Source organism: Mesorhizobium sp. CA6, from assembly GCF_020165035.1.
In the GTDB taxonomy this organism is placed as follows: Bacteria; Pseudomonadota; Alphaproteobacteria; order Rhizobiales; family Rhizobiaceae; genus Mesorhizobium.
In genome coordinates, this window is sequence record NZ_JAIUHI010000006.1 from 1 (window position 1) to 22,114 (window position 22,114).

24 protein-coding genes are annotated in these 22,114 nt (G+C 64.1%); 16 read left to right on the forward strand and 8 right to left on the reverse strand.

Features of this window, described 5'->3' with window-relative positions; translation table 11 throughout:
• Nucleotides 1-98: 98 nt before the first annotated feature.
• On the reverse strand, nt 99-2,132 hold the full coding sequence (locus LB526_RS10225) for a lytic transglycosylase domain-containing protein (RefSeq protein WP_224627519.1): 2,034 nt from the start codon (nt 2,130-2,132) through the stop codon (nt 99-101).
• Nucleotides 2,133-2,597: 465 nt separating this feature from the next.
• Between LB526_RS10225 and dapA the strand changes: the two genes are divergently transcribed.
• From dapA to LB526_RS10240, 3 genes are all read left to right on the forward strand, one after another.
• Nucleotides 2,598-3,479 carry a 4-hydroxy-tetrahydrodipicolinate synthase gene (gene dapA, locus LB526_RS10230; protein ID WP_224605217.1) on the forward strand — a complete coding sequence of 294 codons (882 nt, stop codon included), beginning with the start codon at nt 2,598-2,600 and terminating at the stop codon, nt 3,477-3,479.
• A gap of 246 nt (nt 3,480-3,725) precedes the next feature.
• The gene (gene smpB / locus LB526_RS10235) at nt 3,726-4,205 is read left to right on the forward strand and encodes an SsrA-binding protein SmpB (protein WP_112095724.1); all 480 of its coding nucleotides are present in this window, start codon (nt 3,726-3,728) and stop codon (nt 4,203-4,205) included.
• Nucleotides 4,206-4,291: 86 nt separating this feature from the next.
• Nucleotides 4,292-5,008 (forward strand): GH25 family lysozyme, encoded by a 717-nt coding sequence (locus LB526_RS10240; protein WP_411967389.1) that lies wholly within the window; start codon nt 4,292-4,294, stop codon nt 5,006-5,008.
• Nucleotides 5,009-5,046: 38 nt separating this feature from the next.
• Here the strand turns inward: LB526_RS10240 and LB526_RS10245 are convergent, their stop codons facing one another.
• Nucleotides 5,047-5,976 (reverse strand): DMT family transporter, encoded by a 930-nt coding sequence (locus LB526_RS10245; RefSeq protein WP_224627521.1) that lies wholly within the window; start codon nt 5,974-5,976, stop codon nt 5,047-5,049.
• 144 nt (nt 5,977-6,120) lie between these two features.
• Between LB526_RS10245 and LB526_RS10250 the strand changes: the two genes are divergently transcribed.
• Nucleotides 6,121-6,594 (forward strand): Lrp/AsnC ligand binding domain-containing protein, encoded by a 474-nt coding sequence (locus LB526_RS10250; RefSeq protein ID WP_224525181.1) that lies wholly within the window; start codon nt 6,121-6,123, stop codon nt 6,592-6,594.
• A gap of 33 nt (nt 6,595-6,627) precedes the next feature.
• Here LB526_RS10250 and LB526_RS10255 read toward each other — a convergent pair whose 3' ends face one another.
• The gene (locus tag LB526_RS10255) at nt 6,628-7,299 is read right to left on the reverse strand and encodes a uracil-DNA glycosylase (RefSeq protein ID WP_411909024.1); all 672 of its coding nucleotides are present in this window, start codon (nt 7,297-7,299) and stop codon (nt 6,628-6,630) included.
• Complete coding sequence (locus LB526_RS10260; protein ID WP_095766928.1) at nt 7,296-7,877, reverse strand: NYN domain-containing protein; 582 nt, start codon at nt 7,875-7,877, stop codon at nt 7,296-7,298. The genes LB526_RS10255 and LB526_RS10260 overlap by 4 nt, the downstream gene beginning before the upstream one ends.
• Before the next feature lie 304 nt (nt 7,878-8,181).
• Between LB526_RS10260 and rpoZ the strand changes: the two genes are divergently transcribed.
• The 4 genes from rpoZ to LB526_RS10280 all read left to right on the forward strand — a co-directional run bounded on the left by rpoZ (nt 8,182) and on the right by LB526_RS10280 (nt 12,041).
• A complete protein-coding gene (gene rpoZ / locus LB526_RS10265) occupies nt 8,182-8,583 on the forward strand; it encodes a DNA-directed RNA polymerase subunit omega (RefSeq protein ID WP_095766929.1) in 402 nt (133 codons plus the stop codon).
• Between the two features lie 124 nt (nt 8,584-8,707).
• Nucleotides 8,708-10,939, forward strand: a complete 2,232-nt coding sequence (locus LB526_RS10270; protein WP_095766930.1) for a RelA/SpoT family protein — start codon at nt 8,708-8,710, stop codon at nt 10,937-10,939.
• Nucleotides 10,940-11,003: 64 nt separating this feature from the next.
• Nucleotides 11,004-11,582, forward strand: coding sequence for an orotate phosphoribosyltransferase (gene pyrE, locus LB526_RS10275; RefSeq protein WP_224525179.1), 579 nt, complete (start codon nt 11,004-11,006; stop codon nt 11,580-11,582).
• A 75-nt stretch (nt 11,583-11,657) separates the two neighbouring features.
• Complete coding sequence (locus tag LB526_RS10280; RefSeq protein ID WP_224525178.1) at nt 11,658-12,041, forward strand: VOC family protein; 384 nt, start codon at nt 11,658-11,660, stop codon at nt 12,039-12,041.
• Here LB526_RS10280 and LB526_RS10285 read toward each other — a convergent pair.
• Nucleotides 12,019-12,246, reverse strand: coding sequence for a hypothetical protein (locus tag LB526_RS10285; RefSeq protein WP_224627522.1), 228 nt, complete (start codon nt 12,244-12,246; stop codon nt 12,019-12,021). The genes LB526_RS10280 and LB526_RS10285 overlap by 23 nt on opposite strands.
• 211 nt (nt 12,247-12,457) lie before the next feature.
• Here LB526_RS10285 and LB526_RS10290 point away from each other — a divergent pair, with 211 nt between their 5' ends.
• The 6 genes from LB526_RS10290 (at nt 12,458) to LB526_RS10315 (ending at nt 16,868) form a co-directional block, all read left to right on the forward strand.
• Nucleotides 12,458-13,045: a DUF2062 domain-containing protein gene (locus LB526_RS10290; protein ID WP_095766933.1), complete on the forward strand. Its 588-nt coding sequence runs from the start codon at nt 12,458-12,460 to the stop codon at nt 13,043-13,045.
• Nucleotides 13,042-13,455, forward strand: a complete 414-nt coding sequence (gene acpS / locus LB526_RS10295; RefSeq protein ID WP_041009542.1) for a holo-ACP synthase — start codon at nt 13,042-13,044, stop codon at nt 13,453-13,455. Before LB526_RS10290 ends, acpS begins: the two co-directional genes overlap by 4 nt.
• Before the next feature lie 79 nt (nt 13,456-13,534).
• Entirely contained in the window at nt 13,535-14,284 is a 750-nt protein-coding gene (lepB, locus tag LB526_RS10300; protein ID WP_095766934.1) for a signal peptidase I, read from the forward strand.
• Nucleotides 14,271-15,005, forward strand: a complete 735-nt coding sequence (gene rnc / locus LB526_RS10305; RefSeq protein ID WP_411909030.1) for a ribonuclease III — start codon at nt 14,271-14,273, stop codon at nt 15,003-15,005. The genes lepB and rnc overlap by 14 nt, the downstream gene beginning before the upstream one ends.
• Nucleotides 14,990-15,922 (forward strand): GTPase Era, encoded by a 933-nt coding sequence (gene era, locus LB526_RS10310; RefSeq protein WP_224525172.1) that lies wholly within the window; start codon nt 14,990-14,992, stop codon nt 15,920-15,922. Before rnc ends, era begins: the two co-directional genes overlap by 16 nt.
• 40 nt (nt 15,923-15,962) lie before the next feature.
• Nucleotides 15,963-16,868 carry an aminoglycoside phosphotransferase family protein gene (locus LB526_RS10315; protein ID WP_224525169.1) on the forward strand — a complete coding sequence of 302 codons (906 nt, stop codon included), beginning with the start codon at nt 15,963-15,965 and terminating at the stop codon, nt 16,866-16,868.
• On the opposite strand, the gene LB526_RS10320 is transcribed toward LB526_RS10315, so the two are convergent.
• Together LB526_RS10320 and LB526_RS10325 are read right to left on the reverse strand one after the other, a co-directional pair.
• The gene (locus LB526_RS10320; RefSeq protein ID WP_224525165.1) at nt 16,860-17,387 is read right to left on the reverse strand and encodes a GNAT family N-acetyltransferase; all 528 of its coding nucleotides are present in this window, start codon (nt 17,385-17,387) and stop codon (nt 16,860-16,862) included. The two genes, LB526_RS10315 and LB526_RS10320, sit on opposite strands and share 9 nt — an antisense overlap.
• On the reverse strand, nt 17,384-17,662 hold the full coding sequence (locus tag LB526_RS10325) for a DUF1778 domain-containing protein (RefSeq protein WP_224525163.1): 279 nt from the start codon (nt 17,660-17,662) through the stop codon (nt 17,384-17,386). Before LB526_RS10325 ends, LB526_RS10320 begins: the two co-directional genes overlap by 4 nt.
• Before the next feature lie 97 nt (nt 17,663-17,759).
• Here LB526_RS10325 and recO point away from each other — a divergent pair, with 97 nt between their 5' ends.
• Nucleotides 17,760-18,518, forward strand: coding sequence for a DNA repair protein RecO (gene recO, locus LB526_RS10330; RefSeq protein WP_224525160.1), 759 nt, complete (start codon nt 17,760-17,762; stop codon nt 18,516-18,518).
• 12 nt (nt 18,519-18,530) lie between these two features.
• Here recO and LB526_RS10335 read toward each other — a convergent pair whose 3' ends face one another.
• Nucleotides 18,531-18,995: an NUDIX domain-containing protein gene (locus tag LB526_RS10335; protein WP_224525159.1), complete on the reverse strand. Its 465-nt coding sequence runs from the start codon at nt 18,993-18,995 to the stop codon at nt 18,531-18,533.
• A 348-nt stretch (nt 18,996-19,343) separates the two neighbouring features.
• Here LB526_RS10335 and LB526_RS10340 point away from each other — a divergent pair, with 348 nt between their 5' ends.
• Nucleotides 19,344-22,112, forward strand: a complete 2,769-nt coding sequence (locus LB526_RS10340; RefSeq protein WP_224627523.1) for a DUF2339 domain-containing protein — start codon at nt 19,344-19,346, stop codon at nt 22,110-22,112.
• Nucleotides 22,113-22,114 lie beyond the last annotated feature (2 nt).

A 22,114-nucleotide genomic window follows, 5' to 3' on the forward strand; every position in this document is an offset into this window, starting at 1 on the left:
CAAAACCGCTCCCATGGCCTTCAAAAAACGCCTCATTAGCCCAACAAACAGAATTCACTCTCCCGTGCAAAGCCCTCACAGGGGGAGAAGGAAGAACCTCAGCTTCGTCCGTTCACAAGGTCCCCCACGATGTCGTATTTGCCTGAAATACGCATCTTGTAGACCTCGTAATTCTCCATCACGCGCTGCACGTAACTTCTTGTTTCCGTGTAGGGAATCCGCTCGATCCAGTCGATGACGGCGTCCACGTCCTTGCCGCGCGGGTCGCCATATTTCGCAACCCACTGAGCGGCGCGGTTCGGGCCGGCATTGTAACCGGCGAAGGTCAGCACATAGGAGCCGCCGAAACGGTCGAGCTGCTCGCCGAGGAAGGCCGAGCCCAGCGTCGCGTTATAGCCGGCATCCGTCGTCAGCCGCGCCTGCGAGAAATTCATGCCGGCCTTTTTTGCCAACTGCTTGGCGGTGCCCGGCATCAACTGCAGCAGGCCGCGCGCGCCGGCGCTGGAAACGGCGCCGATATTGAACTCGCTTTCCTGGCGGGCGATGGCATAGGCGAGCGCCTTGCCGGATCCGGAAATGTTGGCCGAATCGGGAATGACGCCCAGCGGATGCGAAAGCGCGCCGACATCGATGCCGCGCTGGGCGGCGATCTTGCCGACCTTCAGCGCCATGAAATGGTTGCCCTGCTTTTCGGCCAGCACGGCTAGCAGCGCCAGTTCGCCCGGGCTGGTCAGCTGGCCGGCAAGGTCGCGGTAGAGCGTCTCGGCGTAGCGGTCATAGCCCGCTTCCTGCAGCCGCTTGATCGCGCTCACCGCTTCGCGGCCGTCGAAACTCTGGCGGTCGGCCGCGCTCGGCTTCGGATAGGCGATGTTGAGGGTCCTCAAGCCCACGCGCTCGCCGGCGAGCTGGCCATAGAAGGTCGTGCCGTAGCTGGCCGCGCGCGTGAAATAGTCCTTGGCGCTTCCCGGGCCGCCGACTTCCGCCGCCCGGCCGAGCCAGTAATAGGCGCGCGACAGCGACACCGGGCCCTGGGCGAGCTCGGTGATGCGCGTGAAATGCCTGGCGGCGGTCGCCGGATCGTTGAGACCGCGCAACGCGTACCAGCCGGCATGGAACTCGGCTTCGGCGGCGTTCGGCGGGCTTTCGGCAGCGTGCATGGAGACAATATTGTAGGCAGTCTTCATGTCGCCTTGGTCGACCAGCTCGCGCGAGAGCACGCGGCGTTCGACCCACCAGGCATCGGGGTCGACCAGCGAATCGCGATTCGTCGGCGCTTTCATCACGGCAGCAGCGGCTTCGGCGAATTTCTGCTGCTTTCGCAGATACTCCGCCTCGGCGAAGAAATAGCCGGCGGAGCGCAGCACTGCGGGCACTGCCTTCAACAGCTTGGCGGCGTTCTTGTCGCCCTTGTCGACCGCCGCCCAGGCATCCGCCAGCGGCTGTGCGCCGGCGAGGCCGGCGACCCGCAGCGCCGACGACGGCCGGTCGGCATAAAACATGCGCTCCATGCGGTAGCGATGGTCGGCCGCCGGGATCAGCGTGCCGAACTCCTTGATGACAGCCGTCTCGTCCTTTGCTTCCAGTTTTTCCGTGCGCCAAAAGGGTACCAGCACCGACCGCGCCGCGGCCTGGTTGCCAAGCGCCACTTGCGAGCGGGCGAGGATGATGACGCCCTCAGGCGTCAGCGGCTGGCTGCGGCCGAAGGCCTGCACCACCACTTGCGGCGGCGGATTCTCGCGATAGAGCGCGCGCTCGCTGTTCTTGCGCAGCGCGATCGTGCCCGGCCATCCAGGCAGCATCTTGGCGGCGTCGGCAATCTCGCCGCTCGGCACCTGGTCGCCGCCGTAAAGCGCGATCGCCCAGGCGAGGATGTGCCGGTCGAGCGAGGTGGCGGGCAGCGTGTCGCGCGCATTGCGCGCGCCAACGATGTTGTTGGCGGCAAGCGCATCGAGCCCGCTCTTCAGTTGCGCTATGTCGGGGGCAATCGGCGTCTGGCCCGGCGCCTGCGGCGCATCTGGCGCCGGAATCGAGGCCGTCGCGCGCGCGTCGACGCTGCCACCGATCGCCATGGTAGGCGTCAGCGCGACGATCGCGCCCAACAGCGCGAAAAGATGGGGCCGCCTCGTCGGCATTTTATGATCCTAGCACATCGCCAGCAGGCGCGGGCATTGAGAACCCGATGCGAAGCCTAGACTTAGGTCGTGAAGGGCTCGTAAACAAAAGGTTATCGAGGCCGTTCGAATGGCGCTTGCTGGTATCCCGGTTCTGAAATTCGCATGACCTTGATCTCGGGCGCGGCGCGAATTTCAGAATCGCAGGAAACCAGCCAACTGTCGAATCCAGTATCGTTTTGGTTTTCGATGTTCGCCCCGAGTCTGATATCAACGTCTAGCGAACATCGAAAACCACGACACTGGCATTACACCGATGCTTGCCGCTGAACCATGTCGAGACTATGGTGCGCGGCTTCGCTTTCGGGTAGAAGGCGCGCAACTGACCGATCTGATGAAACACCGATGCATGTCGCCCAGAAGCGGAAACCGGTTTTGGGACGACGACATGCATAAACCGACAAAGTTCCAAGGAGTTTGGACGACATGCTGAGAGGCTCGCTGACTGCGCTCGTGACACCGTTCGAAAAGAGCGGGCGCTTCGACGAGAAAGCCTTTCGCTCGTTTGTCGAATGGCAGATCGCCGAGGGCACCAAGGGTCTCGTTCCCGTCGGCACCACCGGCGAGTCGCCGACGCTGTCGCATGAGGAGCACCGCCATGTCGTCAAGGTCGCCATCGAGGTAGCCAAGGGTAGGGTGCCGGTGGTGGCCGGCGCGGGCTCCAACAACACCGAGGAAGCGGTCGGCCTGGTGAAGTATGCCGAACAGGCCGGCGCCGATGCCGCCCTTGTGGTCACGCCTTACTACAACAAGCCGACGCAGCGCGGCCTCTATGAGCATTTCGCGGCCGTCGCCAGGGCGACCAAGCTGCCGATCATCATCTACAACATCCCGCCGCGTTCGGTGATCGACATGACGCCGGAGACGATGGGCAGGCTGCGCCACGACTTCAAGAACATTGCCGGCGTCAAGGACGCGACCGGCAAGGTCGAGCGAGTTTCCGAGCAGCGCATGACCTGCGGCAAGGATTTCATCCAGCTTTCCGGTGAGGATGCCTCCGCGCTCGGCTTCAACGCTCATGGCGGCGTCGGCTGTATTTCGGTCACCTCGAATGTCGCGCCGCGCCTTTGCTCCGAGTTCCAGGAAGCGACGCTTTCCGGCGACAGCGCCAAGGCGCTCGAGCTGCAGGACCGACTCTTGCCGTTGCACAAGGCGATCTTCATTGAGCCTGGCGTATCGGGCGCCAAATACGCGCTGTCGAAGCTGGGCAAGGTCGAGAACGTGGTCCGCTCGCCGCTGGTGACGGTCGAGTCCTCGACCGCCGAGAAGCTCGACGCGGCGCTCAAGCACGCCGGCTTGATTAATTAGCGAGCCCGTTTGGAAACTCTGCTCCTGCGGCCATCTGAAGGCGCCACCTGCGCTTCCGGTGCTCACGTACTATATGTACGCTCCGCTCCGGTTCCGCGCATGGCCCCGAAAGCATCCGCTTTCGGAAAGGACCATGCGCAAAGTCGGGCTGCAGAGCGTCCTTTGCGCGTTTAGAAAACGCGCGGCGCTCTGTTGACACCTTCACCTGACTCGCAGGAGCGAGTTTCGAAACGGACTCTGGACGTCATGAATCAAGTCAAGAAAGCGGATCCCAACAACAAGACCGTTGCGGAAAACCGCAAGGCGCGCTTTTCCTACGAGGTGCTCGACACGATCGAGACCGGCTTGGTGCTGACTGGCACCGAGGTCAAGTCGCTGCGCCAAGGCCAGGCCAACATCCAGGAAAGCTACGCCTCGGCTGAGGGCGGCGAGATCTGGCTGATCAATTCCTATCTGCCGGAATATCTGCAGGCCAACCGCTTCAATCACGAGCCGCGCCGCCGTCGTAAGTTGCTGGTCTCCAAGCGCGAGATGGCAAAGCTCTCGCAAAGCGTCGAGCGTGAAGGCATGACGCTGGTGCCGCTGAAAATCTATTTCAACGACCGCGGTCGCGCCAAGCTGCTGCTCGCCGTTGCGCGAGGCAAGAAGCTGCACGACAAGCGCGAGACCGAGAAGCAGCGCGACTGGTCGCGCGAGAAGGGCCGGCTGCTGAAGGAGCGCGGCTGAGCCTCCAGGGCCGGCAGCGCCGGCCGCCTGAAAAAAGCCGCCAGCCGGTTCTCCGGTCAGGCGCGCGCGAGCTTTTGCGGCAGGGGATGGTCTTGGGGAAGCGGATTGTTTTCTGGGGCCTTGCCGTCGCGGTTGTCGCCAGTGCCGTCGTGGCGGGCGCCTTCTTCTGGTTCCGCGGCTTTTCCCCGGATCGCGAGGAATTCCCGATCCGGGGCATCGACGTCTCGCATCATCAGGGAAAGATCGACTGGCCCCGCGTCGCCGCCGACGATGTCGCCTTCGCCATCATCAAGGCGACCGAAGGCGGCACCCATGTCGATACGCAATTCTCCATCAACCTGCGCGAGGCCCGCGCGGCCGGCCTGGCGGTCGGCGCCTATCACTTCTTCACCTTCTGCCGGCCAGGCGCCGACCAGGCGAAGAACTTCATGTCGGTAGTGCCGCGCGGTGAGCCGCTTCTGCCGCCGGTGGTCGACATCGAGTTCGGCGGCAATTGCCCGCAGCGCCCGTCGCCCGAGCAACTGAACACCGAGCTTGCTGCATTCCTCGGTCCGGTCGAGACGGCATTCGGCAAGCAGGCGATTTTCTATCTGACCGACGAGGCGGCAGACGCCTATTCCGGCAGCATTCTTAACCGCCGGCGCTGGTTGCGTTCGCTGGCGATGAGGCCGCGCGAGAACGACTGGATCTACTGGCAGTATCACAACATGGGCCGCGTCGACGGCATCGAAGGCGATGTCGATCTCAACGTCCTGAAGGGCGGCCGCGAGACGCTGGCGAAGTTGTTTGCGCCGACGCCTTGAATTGCCGGTCCTTGAATCGCTTACCGTACCGCTAAGGCTTACGATCCTCCCGGCGCCGGTGCATTAAGACGTCTATTGGCAATCCGCCCTCCGATCGCTGACAAGCCCATCCCGGCGGCCATGATGGCAATGGCTGCGAACTGGATCGTCATCGGCGTTTCGCCGAGTACCGCCATGCCGACAGCCACGGTGGCGATGGGTATGCCGGGCAGAAACAGCGATGCCGTCTGCGGCCCCAACTGCCCGACGACATAGGTATAGAGGAACATGGCTGCCGCGCCGGCCAGAATCCCCTGGATCACGATCTGGCTGATGATTTCCGTGGCGGCCGCGGCATGGATATGGCTTGGTGCGACGAAGTAGAGAACCGGCAGCGGCAGGCAGGACAGGAGCACTACCGCGGCCGTGGCCGTAACGGGATCGGCACGCCAGCGCCTGACAAGAACGGCATAGGCCGAAAACATCAGGCCCGATCCGATGAAAAGCATATCGCCGAAGAGAACGCCGCCGGTGCCGTCGCGCGCCGGCGCGATGAACAGCGACAGGCCGGCGACAATCGCGAGGACACCGATGGTCCGTTGCCGCGAATCGCCGTCATTGAAGACGATGCGTGACAGCAGGAACGAAAAGAAGACGATCGACGCTGGACAAAGCGCGGCCGCATGGGCGGCAGGGGCATAGGTCAGGCCCCAATTGATGATCAGCGGATAAGGCAATCCGGCCAGCGCCGCCAATGCCAGGGCCCGTCGCCAGCCAAGCGCCCTCATGCTTACAAAGCCGCCGTGCCAGACGATCGGCAGAAAGACCACCCCCGCGCCGCCAAAGCGCAAGGCGGCCAGATCCGTCGCCGTCAGATGCTCCCTGAGGCTGAAGCGGGCGGCGACGAATTGGATGGCGTAGATGCCGATCATAATGAGGCCCGCGATGATCGCCAGCCTGGAGTTTCCTGAGTCTCGCGCGTCCGCCATGTTCCGCCGCCGTCGTGACATCGCCATCGAAGATCATCTCCGCACAAAGCGATGAAAGCGCAGGCTATTGCCGAAAAGCCCGTGGCAAAATACGCTTTTTTCTCGAAATTTGAGTGAAACTCGCAGATTGGAGGCAGATCTAGCGTGAATGCTGAAGCAAGCGACCTCGATGGCGTCGACCGCAATCTCCTGCGATTGCTGCAAGAAGATGGGCGTCGCACCACACTTGATCTGGCGGCGCGTGTCGGCCTCTCGCCGACCGGCACCAGCCTACGGGTGAAGCGGCTGTTTCGGGAAGGCTACATCACCGCGGTCAGGGCCGTGCTCAATCCGGCAAAGATCGGACGCGGTACGCTCGTCTTCATCGAGGTGCGTCTCGATCACACGGCGCCGCATATTTTCGAGCGCTTCGCCGAGGCGGTGACCAAGGCGCCCGAGGTTCTCGAGTGCCACATGGTGGTCGGCGGCTTCGACTATCTGGTAAAGGCGCGCATCTCGGAAATGGCCGCCTATCAGGATTTCCTGACGCGGGTCATTCTCGCGCTGCCGGGAGTGAAGGAGACGCACACTTATACCTCTATCGGCGACGTGAAGCCGGATGCGCTGCTGCCGGTATGAGTGGCTGTCAGGCCGACAGGAAGCCGCCTGAATCTAGCTCTTCAGGAACGCCGCAATCTCCTTGAACACGCTGACGAACATCTCCTGCGTCAGCACGCCCGTATTGGTGTTGTAGCGTGAGCAGTGGTAGCTGGAAAACAGCGCGATGCCGCCGGCTTGCTGCCTCCCGCCATGGCGGAACGGAAAGGCCGCGACGCGCTCGCCCAGCGCCCGCACCGTCGACTGATGCGCGATCGCACCCAGCGTCAGGATGGCACGCAGGTTGGGAAAGCGCGCGATCGTCGGCTTGAGAAAAGTTCTGCAAGTGGCGATCTCGGCGCCCACCGGCTTGTTCTCAGGCGGCACGCAGCGCACCGCATTGGTGATGGCCGTGCCGACGAGTTGCAAGCCGTCATCGGGCCTGGCCTTGAATTCGCCGCGCGCAAAACCGTGTGCGATCAATGTGCCATAGAGCAGGTCGCCGGCATAGTCGCCGGTGAAGGGGCGCCCCGTGCGGTTGGCGCCGCGCAGGCCGGGCGCCAGCCCGACGATCAGGAGCCGGACTGAATCTTCACCCTCCGGCGGCAGGAAGGTCGGCACTGGCGCGTTGAACCAGCCGGGCTCACGCTCGCGCCAGGCGGCGATGAAATCATGCAGCCGCGGGCAAAGCGGGCAGTCACGGCTGGGTTCGGGGGAGGGCACGGCGGTCAAGGCCGCCGCCGTCAATAATCTTCCTCGTCGACTTCGGCGGGTTCCGGCCGGCGCGCCGGCCGCTCGGACGGATCGCGGCCGACCTCGCTCTTCAGCGTCATCAGGTCGATGAAATGATCGGCCTGGCGGCGCAGATCGTCGGAGATCATCGGCGGCTGCGAGGCCATGGTCGAGATGATCGACACCTTGCGGCCGCGCCGCTGCAGCGCTTCGACCAGCGTGCGGAAGTCGCCGTCGCCGGAGAAGATGACATAATGGTCGACGACATCGGCGAGCTCTAGCGCATCGACGGTCAACTCGATGTCCATATTGCCCTTGATCTTGCGGCGGCCGGTCGAGTCGGTGAATTCCTTGGCGGGCTTCGTCACCACCTTGAAGCCGTTATAATCCAGCCAGTCGATCAGCGGCCGGATCGACGAATATTCCTGATCCTCGACCAGCGCGGTGTAATAATAGGCGCGCAGCAGGTAGCCGCGCTTCTGGAAGCTCGACAGGAGCTTGCGGTAGTCGATGTCGAAGCCCAGCGCGCGGGACGTGGCATAGAGATTGGCGCCGTCGATGAAAAGAGCGATCTTTTCACGGGGATCGAACATTGAAAAACATTCCTTTCGAAAATTTTTGTCGTCTAAAAGCGCTTGACGAATAGGTCCGGCAAATGGACCTTTGTACCGTCACCTCCGAGATAACGCGCAATTTGTGGATATCCAAGGGCATGGCCCTGTGTTGCAAGCAATTGTGATCGCCACTATGTGGGTAGCTTCACGGCGTGGCGCGATGATGAGCCGGGCAACGGCCCGCCAAGCCGGCGCTGGCGCCATAAAGCTTGTATTTCGGCCGCGCCCGCGTTATGGAGCGCGCCAGCTTTCCATCAAATCCATCGCATGAAAGGGGCAGTCCATGGCCCGCGTAACCGTTGAAGATTGCATCGACAAGGTCGACAACCGTTTTGAACTCGTGCTGCTCGCCGGCCATCGCGCCCGCCAGATCAGCCAGGGCGCGCAGATCACCGTTCCGCGCGACAATGACAAGAACCCGGTCATCGCACTGCGCGAGATCGCAGACGAGACGTTGTCTCCCGACGACCTCAAGGAAGACCTGATCCACTCGCTGCAGAAGCATGTCGAGGTCGACGAGCCGGAAGCCGAGGGCGAGGCGATCGCCGACCAGACCGGCGCGACCGCCGTTGCCGCCGACGCCGACGACGCCGAGGAGAACGTCACTTTCGACCGCATGAGCGAGGAAGACTTGCTCGCCGGCATCGAAGGTCTGGTGCCGCCGGAAAAGAGCGACGACTACTAAGTGCTTTTGTCCGGGTTGGATCAACCATCCAGGACTTCCGTATCTTAGGTTTCGTGGCTATCTATGAGATGCGTCGCACGTCGGTGCGGCGCATCAATCATTTCAGCACCGCGAGATCCCGCCCATGATGCGTCAGTATGAGCTTGTCGAGCGCGTCCAGCGCTACAAGCCTGACGTCAACGAGGCGCTGCTCAACAAGGCCTACGTCTATGCCATGCAGAAGCATGGCCATCAGAAGCGCGCCTCGGGCGATCCCTATTTCTCGCATCCCCTCGAAGTCGCGGCCATCCTCACCGACATGCATATGGACGAGGCGACCATCGCCGTTGCCCTGCTGCATGACACGATCGAGGATACGACCGCGACCCGCGCTGAGATCGACGAGCTCTTCGGCCCCGAGATGGGCAAGCTGGTCGAGGGGCTCACCAAGCTGAAGAAGCTCGATCTGGTCTCGAAAAAGGCCGAGCAGGCGGAAAACCTGCGCAAGCTCCTGCTCGCGATCTCCGAGGACGTCCGCGTTCTGCTCGTCAAGCTCGCCGACCGCCTGCACAACATGCGCACCCTCGACCATATGCCGGAAGCCAAGCGCCTGCGCATCGCCGAGGAGACGATGGAGATCTATGCGCCGCTGGCCGGGCGCATGGGCATGCAAGGCATGCGCGAGGAGCTGGAGGAAATAGCCTTCCGCTACATCAATCCGGAGGCTTACCGCGCCGTTACGGCAAGGCTTGCCGAGATTTTCGAGCGCAACAGGGGCGTCCTGCAGGAGATCGAGACGGCGCTGTCGGGCCTGTTCGAAAAACACGACATCAAGGCGAGCGTGAAGAGCCGGCAGAAGAAGCCGTGGTCGGTGTTCCGCAAGATGGAGGCCAAGGCGCTCTCCTTCGAGCAGCTCTCCGACATCTTCGGTTTTCGCGTCGTGGTCGATTCGGTCGACGACTGCTACCGCGCGCTTGGCGCCATCCACACCACCTGGTCGATGGTGCCAGGCCGTTTCAAGGATTACATCTCGACGCCCAAGCAGAACGACTACCGTTCGATCCACACCACCATCGTCGGCCCGTCGCGCCAGCGCGTCGAATTGCAGATCCGCACCAGGGAGATGAACAAGATCGCCGAATATGGCGTCGCCGCGCATTCGATCTACAAGGATACCGGCGGCAAGATGAACGGCGCGGGCCATGCGATCTCCAGGGAGACCAACGCCTATGCCTGGCTGCGGCGCACCATCGAGCAACTGGCCGAAGGCGACAATCCGGAGGATTTCCTCGAGAACACCAAGCTGGAGCTGTTCCAGGACCAGGTGTTCTGCTTCACGCCCAAGGGCATGCTGATCGCGCTGCCGCGCGGGGCTACTCCCATCGACTTCGCCTATGCCGTCCACACCGATGTCGGCGACACCTGCGTCGGCGCCAAGGTCAATGGCCGCATCATGCCGTTGATGACCGAGCTCAAGAACGGCGACGAGGTCGAGATCATCCGCTCCAAGGCGCAGGTGCCGCCCGCCGCCTGGGAATCGGTCGTGGTCACCGGCAAGGCGCGCGCCGCCATCCGCCGCGCCACCAAGAATGCGATCCGCAAGCAATATTCCGGCCTCGGAGCCCGCATCCTGGAGCGCGCCTTCGAGCGCGCCGGCAAGACATTCACCAAGGAGAGCCTGAAGCCGGTGCTGCACCGGCTGGCGCGCAAGGATATCGAGGACGTGCTGGCCTCGGTCGGCCGCGGCGAGCTGAGTTCCACCGATGTCATGAAAGCGGTCTTCCCCGATTATAAGGATGAGCGTGTCACCGTCGCGGCGCCCAAGCAGCGCGAGGAGGGCTGGTCGAAGATCCGCAACGCCGCCGGCATGCTGTTCCAGATGCCGGGCACCCGCGCCGCGAAGAAGGACAAGGACCAGCAGCGCGACGGCGCGGTGCCGATCCGCGGCGTGCGCGGCGACCTGCCGGTGCGTTTCGCGCCGGAGGGCGCTGTACCCGGCGATCGCATCGTCGGCATCATCCAGCCCGGCACCGGCATCACTATCTATCCGATCCAGTCGCCGGCTTTGCAGGCCTTCGACGACCAGCCCGAGCGTTGGATCGACGTGCGCTGGGACATCGACGAGCGCACCAAGGAACGTTTTCCGGCGCGCATCTCGGTCACCGCCATCAATGCGCCCGGTTCGTTGGCCGACATCGCTCAGGTCGTCGCATCCAACGATGCCAACATCCACACGCTGTCGATGATACGCACCGCACCCGATTTCACCGAGATGCTGATCGATCTCGAGGTCTGGGACCTGAAGCACCTCAACCGGCTGCTGTCGCAGCTCAAGGACAATTCGAGTGTCAGCGATGCGCGGCGTGTGAATGGATGAATAGAAGGTGCTCTCACTGCCATTAACCATTCACCCTTCACCACTCGCCAAGGGGGACCGAACAATGAACACCGACGAAGTGCTGGACATTTTCCGCGAGGCCGGCGCCGTGCTCGAAGGGCATTTCATCCTGACGTCCGGACTGCGCAGTCCGGTCTTCCTGCAGAAGGCCCGCGTGTTCATGCATGCCGACAAAACCGAGCGCCTGTGCAAGGCGCTGGCCGAGAAGATCCGCAAGGCGGTGCCGGGCGGGATAGACTACGTCGTTGGCCCGGCCATCGGCGGCCTGATCCCGGCCTATGAGACCTCGCGTCATCTCGGTGTCCCGGCGATCTGGGTCGAGCGGGAAGGGGGCGAATTCAGGTTGCGCCGCTTCGAGATTGCCAAGGGCTCGCGCGTCGTCATCGTCGAGGACATCGTCACCACCGGCCTGTCGATCCGCGAGACCATCGACTGCCTGCGCGAGCTTGGCGCCGAGGTCGTGGCCGCCGCTTGCATCATCGACCGTTCGGCCGGCAAGACCGATGTCGGCGTGCCGCTGATCGCGCTTGCCGAATATGAAGTGCCGGCCTATCCCGCCGACCGCCTGCCGCCGGAACTTGCCGCGATTCCAGCCGTTAAGCCGGGAAGCCGCAACATCTGACATCGCAATGTATGAAAACAGGCGCTTGAGCGCGTCGCTTGAATCTCTTTGCCGGAGACGCGCGCCGAGGTGACAATGATCGCCGGGATCGACCATTTCGTGCTGACGGTCCGCTCGCTGGAAGCGACCTGCGATTTCTACCGGCGGGTGCTCGGCATGCGGCGGCTCGACGAACCGAACCGGCCGACCGCGCTTCTGTTCGGCTCGCAGAAGATCAACCTGCACGAAGTCGGTCGCACCTTCGAGCCGAAGGCGAAGGCGCCGACGCCGGGTTCCGGCGATTTCTGCCTCGTGGCGGCAGTGCCGCTTGCCGAGGTCCAGGCCAGCCTCGAGGCCAATGGCGTGGCGATCGAAGTCGGTCCGGTCGAACGCACCGGCGCGCGCGGCAAGATGATGTCGGTCTATTTCCGCGATCCGGACGGCAATCTGGTCGAGGTCAGCGAGTATCAACTCGGCTGAGATCGAGCCGCATGGCGCAGCGCTGGCCCGTAGGCATGCCGTGCCTGGCCTCGTCGTCGAGCAGGCTTGCCAGCCGTTCGTCAATCTCGGCGTCTTCCAGGATGCGAAATCCGGCCTTGCGATAGAAGGGCGCGTTCCAGGCGACGGCGCGAAACGTGGTCAGCGCCCCGGCGTCCTCCGCCCGCGCCGGTCTAACGGTCATCATCGGCTCCGCATCCGGGTTGTTTTCCTCAGTTTCGCCAGAATGACGCTGTTGTTACAGGCTGCGGCAGACCATCGCGGCGGCGTTCGTTGTTGCGCGGCCCGGTCGTCGCTATATCAAAGCTTGTTGCCTTTCTGCGCCCTCGAAGCGCAAGATGTGTTTGCGCGACCCGGTGGGTAGGGGCAGCGCGTATTGGACCGGGAACTGGAACAGAGTGCTTTTTCGACGCCGAGAGCCTGATGGCTTCCTGGAACAGGTGCGTACTTATCTTTGGCCGCGCCGCTCGTTCTCGCGTTCCGTGCAGTATTTCTCAAAACGCATCCTGCGGCTGAAGGCGACGCCGCATTCCGTCGCCGCCGGTGTCGCCGCGGGCGTTTTCGCCTCCTTCTTCCCGCTTGGCTTCCACTTCATCGTCGCCGCCGTGCTGTGCTGGATCATCGCCGGCAATCTGGTCGCGGCAGCGCTCGGCGCGGTGTTCTTCGGCAATCCGCTGACCTTCCCGCTTTTGTGGGGCGCGTCCTGGGAGATCGGCAAGCTGCTCCTGCATGAGCATCTGCCGAAGCACGGCCCGCCCGAGCATCTGGGCGAAATGATGCACAAGCTTTCCTTCGCCAAGCTCTGGCACCCCATTCTGGAGCCGATGCTGATCGGCGCGGTGCCGCTCGGCCTGGTCTTCGGGCTCCTGTTCTACGCCATCACCCGCTGGGGCATGACGGTGTTTCGCGAGCAGCGCCGGAAGCGCATGGCCGAGCGTGCCGAGAAGAAAGCGCGGCAGGGCCGACGGGAAGTGCCGGCGGAATGATCATCGGCATCGGCAGCGACCTGATCGACATCAGACGTATCGAGAAATCGCTGGAGCGGCACGGCCAGCGCTTCGTCCAGCGCATCTATACCGAGGTCGAGCAGGCCAAGTCGGAAAAGCGTGCCGCCCGCGCGGCTTCCTATGCCAAGCGCTTCGCCGCCAAGGAAGCCTGTGCCAAGGCGTTGGGTACCGGCATGGCCGAGGGCGTGTTCTGGCGCGACATGGGGGTGGTCAACCTGCCGAGCGGCGCGCCGACCATGGCGCTGACCGGCGGCGCCGCGGCCAGGCTGGAGAAAATCCTGCCGAAAGGCCACCGCGCCCTCATCCATCTCACCATCACCGACGATTTCCCGCTTGCTCAAGCCTTTGTGATCATCGAGGCAGTGCCCGCCGAACAAGCGCCACATTGATTCCATCTGACCACGAGCGGCATGACGTTGCCCAGCGCCCGCCGAGACTCTATACCAACATCGCACAATCGAGGACGACATGAGCGTGGCTGAAAAATCGCAGAAGAAATCCGGCGGGCTTGGTGAGACCTTTTCCGTCATCATCCAGGCTCTGCTGCTCGCGCTCGTCATCCGCACGCTGCTCTTCCAGCCTTTCTCCATTCCGTCCGGCTCGATGCGGCCGACGCTGCTCGAAGGCGACTATCTCTTCGTCACCAAATGGGCCTATGGCTATTCGCGTTACTCGTTGCCCTTCGGTCCCGATCTCTTCTCGGGCCGCATCTGGGGTTCCGAGCCCAAGCGCGGCGACGTGGTGGTGTTCAAGTTCCCGCCGGATCCGTCGGTCGATTACATCAAGCGCGTCGTCGGCCTGCCCGGCGACAAGATTCAGGTGAAGGACGGCCAGCTTTTCATCAATGACGTCGGCGTGCCGCGCGTGAAGACCGGCCAGATCGACAATCCCGATGTCACCGAAGAAAACCGGCCGATCGATGTCTACCGCGAAACGCTGCCGAACGGCGTCAGTTACGACACGCTCGACATCAATTCCGATTCGATCGGCGACAACACGCGCGAATTCGTCGTGCCGCCTGGGCACTATTTCATGATGGGCGACAATCGCGACAATTCCTCCGACAGCCGCTTTGCCGTCGGCTATGTGCCGGCCGAGAACCTTGTCGGCCGCGCCAACCTCATCTTCTTCTCGATCGCCGGCAAGGCGAGCCCGCTCGAGATATGGAAATGGCCGTCGTTGATGCGCGCCGGGCGCCTGTTCCATTTCGTCCACTAGAGCGATGGCGGCCAGCAAGCGTTTGACCGCCGATGCCCTTGCCGAAGCGCTTGTCGAGCGCACCGGCCATGTCTTCGCCGACCGCCAGCGCCTGCAGCGGGCGCTGACCCATGCCAGCGCCCGTTCGACCCATGCCGGCGTTGACTATGAGCGGTTCGAATTCCTTGGGGACCGTGTTCTCGGCCTCGTCGTGGCCGACATGCTGCTCGCCTCCTTTCCCGATGCCGCCGAAGGCGAGCTTTCGCTGCGCCTCAACGCGCTGGTCAATGCCGAGGCGCTGTCGGAAATCTCCGAACAGATCGGCCTGCCGGAATTGGTGCGCGCCGGTTCCGATGTGCGCAATCTCGAGGGCCGCAAGCGCACCAATCTGCGCGCCGATGCGCTGGAATCGCTGATCGCCGTGCTCTATCTCGACGGCGGGATGGACGCGGCGCGCGCGTTCATCCACCGCTACTGGCAGCCGCGCTCGCAGGCGATGGGCGCTGCCCGCCGCGATGCCAAGACCGAATTGCAGGAATGGGCGCATCAGGCCGCCGCCGGCGCCGTGCCCGCCTACCATATCGACGGCCGTGACGGACCGGACCACGACCCGGTGTTCACGGTCAGCGTAAAAGTCGGCTCTTTCGCGCCCGCCGTCGGCAGCGGCCGCTCCAAGCGCGAGGCCGAGCAGGCCGCGGCGGCTACTCTTTTGCTGCGCGAAGGCGTATGGAGCGCGGCATGACAGAAACGGAAACCACTCAAGTCCCCGCGACGCGCTCCGGTTTCGTAGCGCTGATCGGCGCGCCAAATGCCGGCAAGTCGACGCTGGTCAACCAGCTCGTCGGCGCCAAGGTGTCGATCGTCACCCACAAGGTGCAGACCACCCGCGCCATCGTGCGCGGCATTGCCACGCATGACAACGCGCAGATCGTCTTCGTCGACACGCCGGGCATCTTCAAGCCGAAGCGGCGGCTGGACACGGCGATGGTGACCACCGCCTGGGGCGGCGCCAAGGATGCCGATGTCGTAGTGCTGCTGATTGACGCCGAGCGCGGCATCAAGGGCGATGCCGATGCCATCCTCGACCGGCTGAAGGACGTCAGGCAGCCGATGCTTCTGGTTCTCAACAAGGTCGACCGCGTCAAGCCGGAAACGCTTCTCGCCCTGGCCGCGACCGCGAACGAACGCGTGCCCTTCAAGCGCACTTTCATGGTCTCCGCGCTGACCGGCTCCGGCTGCAAGGACCTGCTCGATTATCTCGCCGAGACGCTTCCGGCCGGTCCCTGGTACTATCCGGAGGACCAGATCTCCGACCTGCCGATGCGCCAGCTCGCGGCCGAGATCACGCGCGAAAAACTTTATCTGAGACTGCATCAGGAGCTTCCCTATTCCTCGCATATCGAGACCGAGAAGTGGGAAGAGAAGAAGGACGGCTCGGTGCGCATCGAGCAGGTCATCTATGTCGAGCGCGACAGCCAGAAGAAGATCGTGCTCGGCCACAAGGGCGAGACGATCCGCGCCATCGGGCAAGCCGCGCGGATGGAGATCGCTGGCATTCTGGAGCAGAAGGTGCACCTCTTCCTGTTTGTGAAGGTGCGCGAGAACTGGGGCGACGACCCCGAGCGCTACCGCGAGATGGGGCTGGAGTTTCCCCATTGATGCATGCCGCGTAGAAGGACCCGGCAACGGGCCAGCGACATTGCATAATCCAAAGATAACCATCGATACCGATCTCGTCCGCCGGCTGGTCGATGCACAGTTTCCGCAATGGCGGCATCTGCCGGTCAGCCCGGTCGAGTTCGGCGGCTGGGATAACCGCACCTTCCATCTTGGCGATGAGATGACCATCAGGCTGCCAAGCGCGGCCCCCTATTCGCTGCAGGTCGAGAAGGAGCATCGCTGGCTGCCGAAACTTGCGCCGCTCCTGCCGCTGCCCATTCCAACGCCATTGGCCATGGGCGAGCCGGCGGCGGGGTATCCCTGGCATTGGTCCGTCTATCGCTGGATCGAGGGCGAGACGGCGAGGAATGCACGCATTGCCGATCTCCCCGCGTTTGCCGTCGCGCTCGCTGATTTCCTTGTCGCTTTGAGGGGCATCGAACCGACGGACGGGCCCGCGCCCGGCCAGCACAATTTCCATCGCGGTGGATCGCTGAGTGTCTATGACGGCGAGGCGCGGCAGGCCATCGCCGCGCTCGAAGGCCGGATCGACACGCAAGCCGCGACCACCGTGTGGGACGCGGCACTCGCCGCCACCTGGCATGGCTCGCCGGTCTGGTTCCACGGCGATGTCGCCTCGGGCAATCTTCTGGTCGAGGACGGCAGCTTGAGCGCCGTCATCGATTTTGGCACCTGCGGCATCGGCGACCCATCCTGCGATCTTGCTATAAGCTGGACGTTCTTCGAAGGCGAAAGCCGCGAGGCTTTTCGCACCCGCATTGCCGTCGATGACGCCACCTGGGCGCGTGGTCGCGGCTGGGCGCTGTGGAAGGCGCTGATCACCGTCGCCGGCCACGACGCCAACCAGGCAGAGGCCGAAAGGCAGCGCCGCGTGATCGACGCGGTGCTTGCCGATCATCGGCGCTGGGTTACGGGACTACAATAGGCCTTTGCCGCTGAAATCAGCTGCAAAGGACGCCAGTGGCATCACAAGCGTCAGCGGCCGCTCCAAAAGTGGCTCGGCTCCATATCCGCGGTACCAGCTAGCGGCGCGCTCGCTCTTGGCATCGATGATCAGCAGGAGGCCGCCGCTTTCGGCCGCAACCCGCAGGCAGCGCAAGGCCGCTGCGGCGAGGAGTTGGCCACCGAGCCCTTGTCCGGTCACGGTCAGATCGGTTGCAAGGCGGGCAAGCTTGAAACCGGACACTTCATGTCGGGCGAGCCCCTTGGTCAGGGTCGCTGGCACTTGCTCGTGGGCAACGGCGGACGGAGCGATCGTATAGAAGCCAAGAATGCGGCTTGGATTTGCGCCGTCGACAGCACAAAACGTTTTCGATGCGTTTTGCTCATGGCTCTGCCTGGCGAAGCGCCGCAGAAAATCGTTCATCTGCTCGTCGCCGCAGTCGAAGGACGCACGATCATGCGATTTCGAAATCGGCTCCTCGTGCCAACCTGGCAGCGTCATATGGTGTCAGGAAGCGCTGCGATGGCAGCCCGCAACTTCGCGTTGGGCTTAGGCGGATGCTCAAGCAAATCGAGAATACGCTTGAAATCGTGCTCGGAGACCTCAATTTTCTCGACCGCCTTGATCACGGCCTCAGCCTCGGGCAGCACTTTGTCGAGGATGAAGTCGGTCATATCCTTGTTCGACAGCGCCGCCGCGCGAGCTATCATGGCCTTTTGCGCCGGCCGTATGCGGATGTTGAAACGCTCGGATTTGTCGGTAGCTATTTTGGGCATGGGTATCTTCCTTCACGTCAAATATAGCGTACGCACATCATGCGTACAACTCTTCCCTCTCTTGATTTCACCACCCAACGGGTGAAAAGCTCTACTCATGGAATGGCGCGACGAGGGAATCGTTCTCGGCACTCGCAGGCATGGCGAAACCAGCGCCATCCTCGAGGTGATGACGCGTGTCCATGGCCGCCATCTCGGTCTGGTGCGGGGCGGGCGCTCGCGCAAGCAGCAGCCGGTGCTGCAGCCCGGCAACCGCGTCGATCTTCTGTGGCGGGCGCGGCTCGACGAGCATCTCGGCATCTTCCAGGCCGAAGCGATCGAGATGAACGCTGCGCGGCTGATGGACAGCGCCGTCGCCGTCTACGGCCTGCAGACCATGGCCGCGCATCTGAGGCTGCTGCCCGAGCGCGACGCCCATGGCGGCCTTTATGAGGCGCTCGCCGTGATGATTTCGCACCTGGACGATGCCGACGCGGCGGGAGAGCTGGTGGCGCGCTTCGAGCTGCTTATCCTCGATGAACTGGGCTTCGGCCTCGATCTCAGCCAATGCGCGGCGACCGGCACCAGGCAGGATCTTGCCTATGTCTCGCCGAAATCCGGGCGCGCCGTGTCGCGCGAAGCCGGCGCGCCTTGGCACGACAAGATGCTGGCGCTGCCCGCCTTCCTGCAGCGCGGCTCCGGCCTGCGCGCCGATGCGGCAGCCCTGGAGGACGCGTTCCGGCTGAGCGGCTTCTTCTTCACCCGTCACGTCTACGAGCCACGAGGCCTCGAGCCGCCCGATGCTCGCGCCGGCTTCCTCGCCGCGCTGCGCCGGCATCATGCCTCGGTGAGGGCGATTGCGGGCGAGGCAGGATAGCGAGGCAGCCGCCTATTCGGCGCTGCGTCGCTCCAGGAAATCGTCGAGCATGGGGCGTTGGCCCTTGAGAATTTTGACGCCGGCTTCGGGCAGCGAAAACCAGCCGGCCTTGTCGACTTCAGGAAACGCTTTCATGGTCCCCGATTTCGGCGGCCACTCCATCGTGAACATATTGCTCCTGACGGCATCCGCATCGATGTCCGCGTCGACGCTCCATGCGATGATGATCTTCCCGCCCGGCTGCTTGTAGCTGCCGAGCGGCCGGAAATCGCCGTCGACGGTGACGCCGAGCTCTTCTTCGGCTTCCCGCTTGGCGGCCTCGAGCTCATCCTCGTTATCGCCGATCAGTCCTTTCGGGATGGTCCACGCGCCTTCATCCTTTCTTGCCCAGAACGGCCCGCCCGGGTGGACGAGCAGGAATTCGAACACACCGGCGGTGCGCCTGTGGATCAGCAGGCCAGCGCTTTTTTGCGGCATCCGTCACCTCGCGGCATTTGCTTCGCCCGCGCGAGAATAGCATGAGTATTCCGCGGCAGAGGTCACGTAATCTCGCCGGCAATGCCGACGCCTCGGCGGCCCGACATTGGATAAACCGGCAAGTTGCTGGCAATCGACGACGAAACATGCTCGATCTTGTCAGTGCATGTCGCCCAAAAATGCACAGCGGTTCGGGGGAACGACATGCACCAAAACAATGACTAAAGGCGCGTCGCCTGATTCCGTTTCGGCGCGAGGCGCCTTTAGCCGGCAAGACGCTGATTTGCACCAGCCGTCTCATTGCCGCATTCTCTGGCCACGACCGGTCTGGTTTTGAGGGAAACCGCCATGTTTTTCAGCCTGATCGCCATTGCCGCCGTCATAGCTCTTTTCGTCATCGTGTCACGACAGCAGAACCGCATTGCGCTGGTCGAGCGCGAGCTCGGTATCCTGCGCGGCCTTGTGCAGCCTGGAGCTTCGCTGTCGGCGCCCAGCGCGGCGGACGCCGCGCAGGAAAGTCTTCCCGAGGAGACCAAGGCAGCCGCGGCGCCTGCCGCGCCGTTGGCGGATGGCGCGATCGTGGCCGAGGAGGTCGTCGCGACGCCCGAGACTGCCGAAGGCGAGGCCGTGGCCGGACCCTGGACGAAGGGCAAGGCGGCCCCGGTGCAATCCGCCGAACCGGCGCAACCCGCCACCGTAGCCGAGACGGCCGCGGCCGGATCCCCCGAGGCCCCCAAGGCGGCGCGCCAAACCGATGTCGAAACAGCGCTGGGCACTCGCTGGGCAGTCTGGGTCGGCGGCATCGCGCTGGCGCTGGGGGGCCTGTTTCTGATCCGCTACACCATCGAGGCCGGCATTTTCGGCCCTGGCGTGCGCCTCGCCATGGCCGGCATCCTCGGCCTGGTGCTGATTGCCGGCGCCGAATTCATCCGCCGCACCGGCTTCAGGGTGCCGGTGCAGGGCGCCGCCGGCGCCTACATCCCCGCGATTCTGACCGGGGCGGGCGCCTTCATCCTGTTCGGCACGGTCTACGCGGCGCACGCCATCTATGGCTTCATCGGTCCGGCGACGGCTTTCGCGCTGCTTGGTGTCATCGGCGTCGCGACCATTGGCGCTTCGCTCCTGCATGGCCTGGCGTTGGCCGGCATCGGCCTCGTCGGCGCCATGGTCACGCCGGCGCTGGTCGCCTCGGAAGCACCCAATCCCTGGGCCTTGTTCGTCTATCTCGCGATCGTGCTTGCCGCCACGGCGGCAATCGCCCGCATCCGCGACTGGAGGGCGCTGGTGGCCGCGGCCTTTGCCGGCACCGGCGTCTGGACCATTCTCTATATGGTCGACGCGCCGCAGGTGAACCTCGCCGCCGTCCTGTTCATCAGCCTGGCGACGCTCGCCGTGCTGGCTTTCGTCTGGCTCGGCCTTTTTTTGGTTACTGGCCGCGACGATACGGCGCGCGGCTTCGACTGGCCTTCGATCCTGCCCGGCTTCTTCATCGCCTTGAGCGCGCTCGGCCTGTCCGTCGATCCGGCCTTTGCCGGCGCCGGCGATGCCTTGCACGGGGCGATCCTGTTGGCCGCGCTGGTCGCGGTGGCGCTCTACCGGCCGCGCGCGCTTCCGCTCGTCTTTGCCGCCGGCATCGCGACCGTGATGATCTATCTGGGTATCATCCCGCCCGCCACGATCGGCCCGAATGCGCTCGATGTCGGGCTCGACGCTCAGCCTTTGGCGTCGTCCGACGTGCTGACTTTCCGCATCGGCGTCGCGCTCGGCATGATCTTCCTCGCCGCCGGTTTCTGGGCGGCACGCCGCTTCGCCGCCGCCGCTCCATTGCGCGCAGCCTGCTGGGCAGCCTGGGGCGTCATTGCGCCGCTGGTGGTGCTTCTGACGCTGTGGTTGACCTTCGGCGATATCGACCGCGATCTCGGCTATGCGCTGCCGGCCCTGTTGCTGGCGCTCGCCTTCGCCGCCGGCGGCGAATGGATCGCGCGCGCCGAGGAGCCGCCGCTGGCCGGCGGCCCGGCCGTCTCATTTGCGCTCGGCGGCGCCGGTGTCGCCGGCCTGTTGATGCTGCACATGGCCTTCGGCTCGGGCTGGACGACCGTGCTGCTTGGAGCTGCCGCGATCGTCCCGGCGCTGGCCACGCGCTGGCGCTCTTACCCCGTGCTGGGCTGGATCGCAGTGGGCGCGGCGGTCGCCGTGCTCGGCCGCGTCGCCTTCGATCCGGCCATCGTCGGCGCGGCGTCTCTCGCCAGGACGCCGGTCTTGAACTGGCTGCTGCCGGGCTATGGCGTGCCGGCGCTCGCCTTCGGTTTCGCCGCCTGGCAGCTCGCCCGCACCACCAATGGCCGGCCGCGCCTTGCCATGGAGGCGGCGTCGGCCCTGTTCGCACTGCTTACCATTGCCATGCTGGTGCGCCATGCCATGCATGGCGGCGTCATCGACACCGGCACCGTCCCTCTTGCCGAACAGGCGATCTACACGCTGATCGCGCTCGGCGCCGGCGCCATACTGGTCGCCATCGACATGCGTTCGCCGAGCTCGGTCCTGCGTTATGGCTCGATGACCGCCGGCGTGGTTTCGGCCGGCCTGATCGCCGTCCAGCATTTCGTCGTGCTGAACCCGCTGCTGACGGACGAGTCGACCGGCACGGTTCCCGTCTTCAACCTTTTGTTTCTCGCCTATCTGCTGCCGGCGGGCGCCGCCGGGGCGCTGGCACTCTATGTCCGCGACAAGCGCCCGCGATGGTATGCGGCAATGCTCGCGCTGATCGCCGCGCTGCTTGCCTTCGCCTATGCCACGCTCTCGGTGCGCCGCCTGTTCAAGGGCGAGTTCATCGCCCTGTGGAGCGGGCTCGGCCAGCTCGAGACCTATACCTACTCCGCGCTCTGGCTGGTCATCGGCGTTGCGCTGCTTACCGCCGGCGTCCGGCTGAAATCGCAGGTATTGCGCATCGCGTCGGCGGCGCTGATCGCGGTTGCGGTGCTGAAAGTCTTCCTCTTCGACATGTCGGAACTCGAAGGCGTGCTGCGCGCGCTGTCCTTCATCGGTCTGGGTGCCGTGCTGATCGGGATAGGGCTGTTCTATCAGCGGCTGCTGACAAGGGCGGCGAGGGAAGCGTGAGA

What these genes read in the sequence shown, in the direction of transcription:
- LB526_RS10225 (WP_224627519.1), bottom strand. Translation starts at nt 2,132, where the DNA reads ATGCCGACGAGGCGGCCCCATCTTTTCGCGCTGTTGGGCGCGATCGTC.
- dapA (WP_224605217.1), top strand. Translation starts at nt 2,598, where the DNA reads ATGCTGAGAGGCTCGCTGACTGCGCTCGTGACACCGTTCGAAAAGAGC.
- smpB (WP_112095724.1), top strand. Translation starts at nt 3,726, where the DNA reads ATGAATCAAGTCAAGAAAGCGGATCCCAACAACAAGACCGTTGCGGAA.
- LB526_RS10240 (WP_411967389.1), top strand. Translation starts at nt 4,292, where the DNA reads ATGGTCTTGGGGAAGCGGATTGTTTTCTGGGGCCTTGCCGTCGCGGTT.
- LB526_RS10245 (WP_224627521.1), bottom strand. Translation starts at nt 5,976, where the DNA reads ATGGCGGACGCGCGAGACTCAGGAAACTCCAGGCTGGCGATCATCGCG.
- LB526_RS10260 (WP_095766928.1), bottom strand. Translation starts at nt 7,877, where the DNA reads ATGTTCGATCCCCGTGAAAAGATCGCTCTTTTCATCGACGGCGCCAAT.
- rpoZ (WP_095766929.1), top strand. Translation starts at nt 8,182, where the DNA reads ATGGCCCGCGTAACCGTTGAAGATTGCATCGACAAGGTCGACAACCGT.
- LB526_RS10270 (WP_095766930.1), top strand. Translation starts at nt 8,708, where the DNA reads ATGATGCGTCAGTATGAGCTTGTCGAGCGCGTCCAGCGCTACAAGCCT.
- pyrE (WP_224525179.1), top strand. Translation starts at nt 11,004, where the DNA reads ATGAACACCGACGAAGTGCTGGACATTTTCCGCGAGGCCGGCGCCGTG.
- LB526_RS10280 (WP_224525178.1), top strand. Translation starts at nt 11,658, where the DNA reads ATGATCGCCGGGATCGACCATTTCGTGCTGACGGTCCGCTCGCTGGAA.
- LB526_RS10285 (WP_224627522.1), bottom strand. Translation starts at nt 12,246, where the DNA reads ATGATGACCGTTAGACCGGCGCGGGCGGAGGACGCCGGGGCGCTGACC.
- acpS (WP_041009542.1), top strand. Translation starts at nt 13,042, where the DNA reads ATGATCATCGGCATCGGCAGCGACCTGATCGACATCAGACGTATCGAG.
- lepB (WP_095766934.1), top strand. Translation starts at nt 13,535, where the DNA reads ATGAGCGTGGCTGAAAAATCGCAGAAGAAATCCGGCGGGCTTGGTGAG.
- era (WP_224525172.1), top strand. Translation starts at nt 14,990, where the DNA reads ATGGAGCGCGGCATGACAGAAACGGAAACCACTCAAGTCCCCGCGACG.
- LB526_RS10320 (WP_224525165.1), bottom strand. Translation starts at nt 17,387, where the DNA reads ATGACGCTGCCAGGTTGGCACGAGGAGCCGATTTCGAAATCGCATGAT.
- LB526_RS10325 (WP_224525163.1), bottom strand. Translation starts at nt 17,662, where the DNA reads ATGCCCAAAATAGCTACCGACAAATCCGAGCGTTTCAACATCCGCATA.
- recO (WP_224525160.1), top strand. Translation starts at nt 17,760, where the DNA reads ATGGAATGGCGCGACGAGGGAATCGTTCTCGGCACTCGCAGGCATGGC.
- LB526_RS10335 (WP_224525159.1), bottom strand. Translation starts at nt 18,995, where the DNA reads ATGCCGCAAAAAAGCGCTGGCCTGCTGATCCACAGGCGCACCGCCGGT.
- LB526_RS10340 (WP_224627523.1), top strand. Translation starts at nt 19,344, where the DNA reads ATGTTTTTCAGCCTGATCGCCATTGCCGCCGTCATAGCTCTTTTCGTC.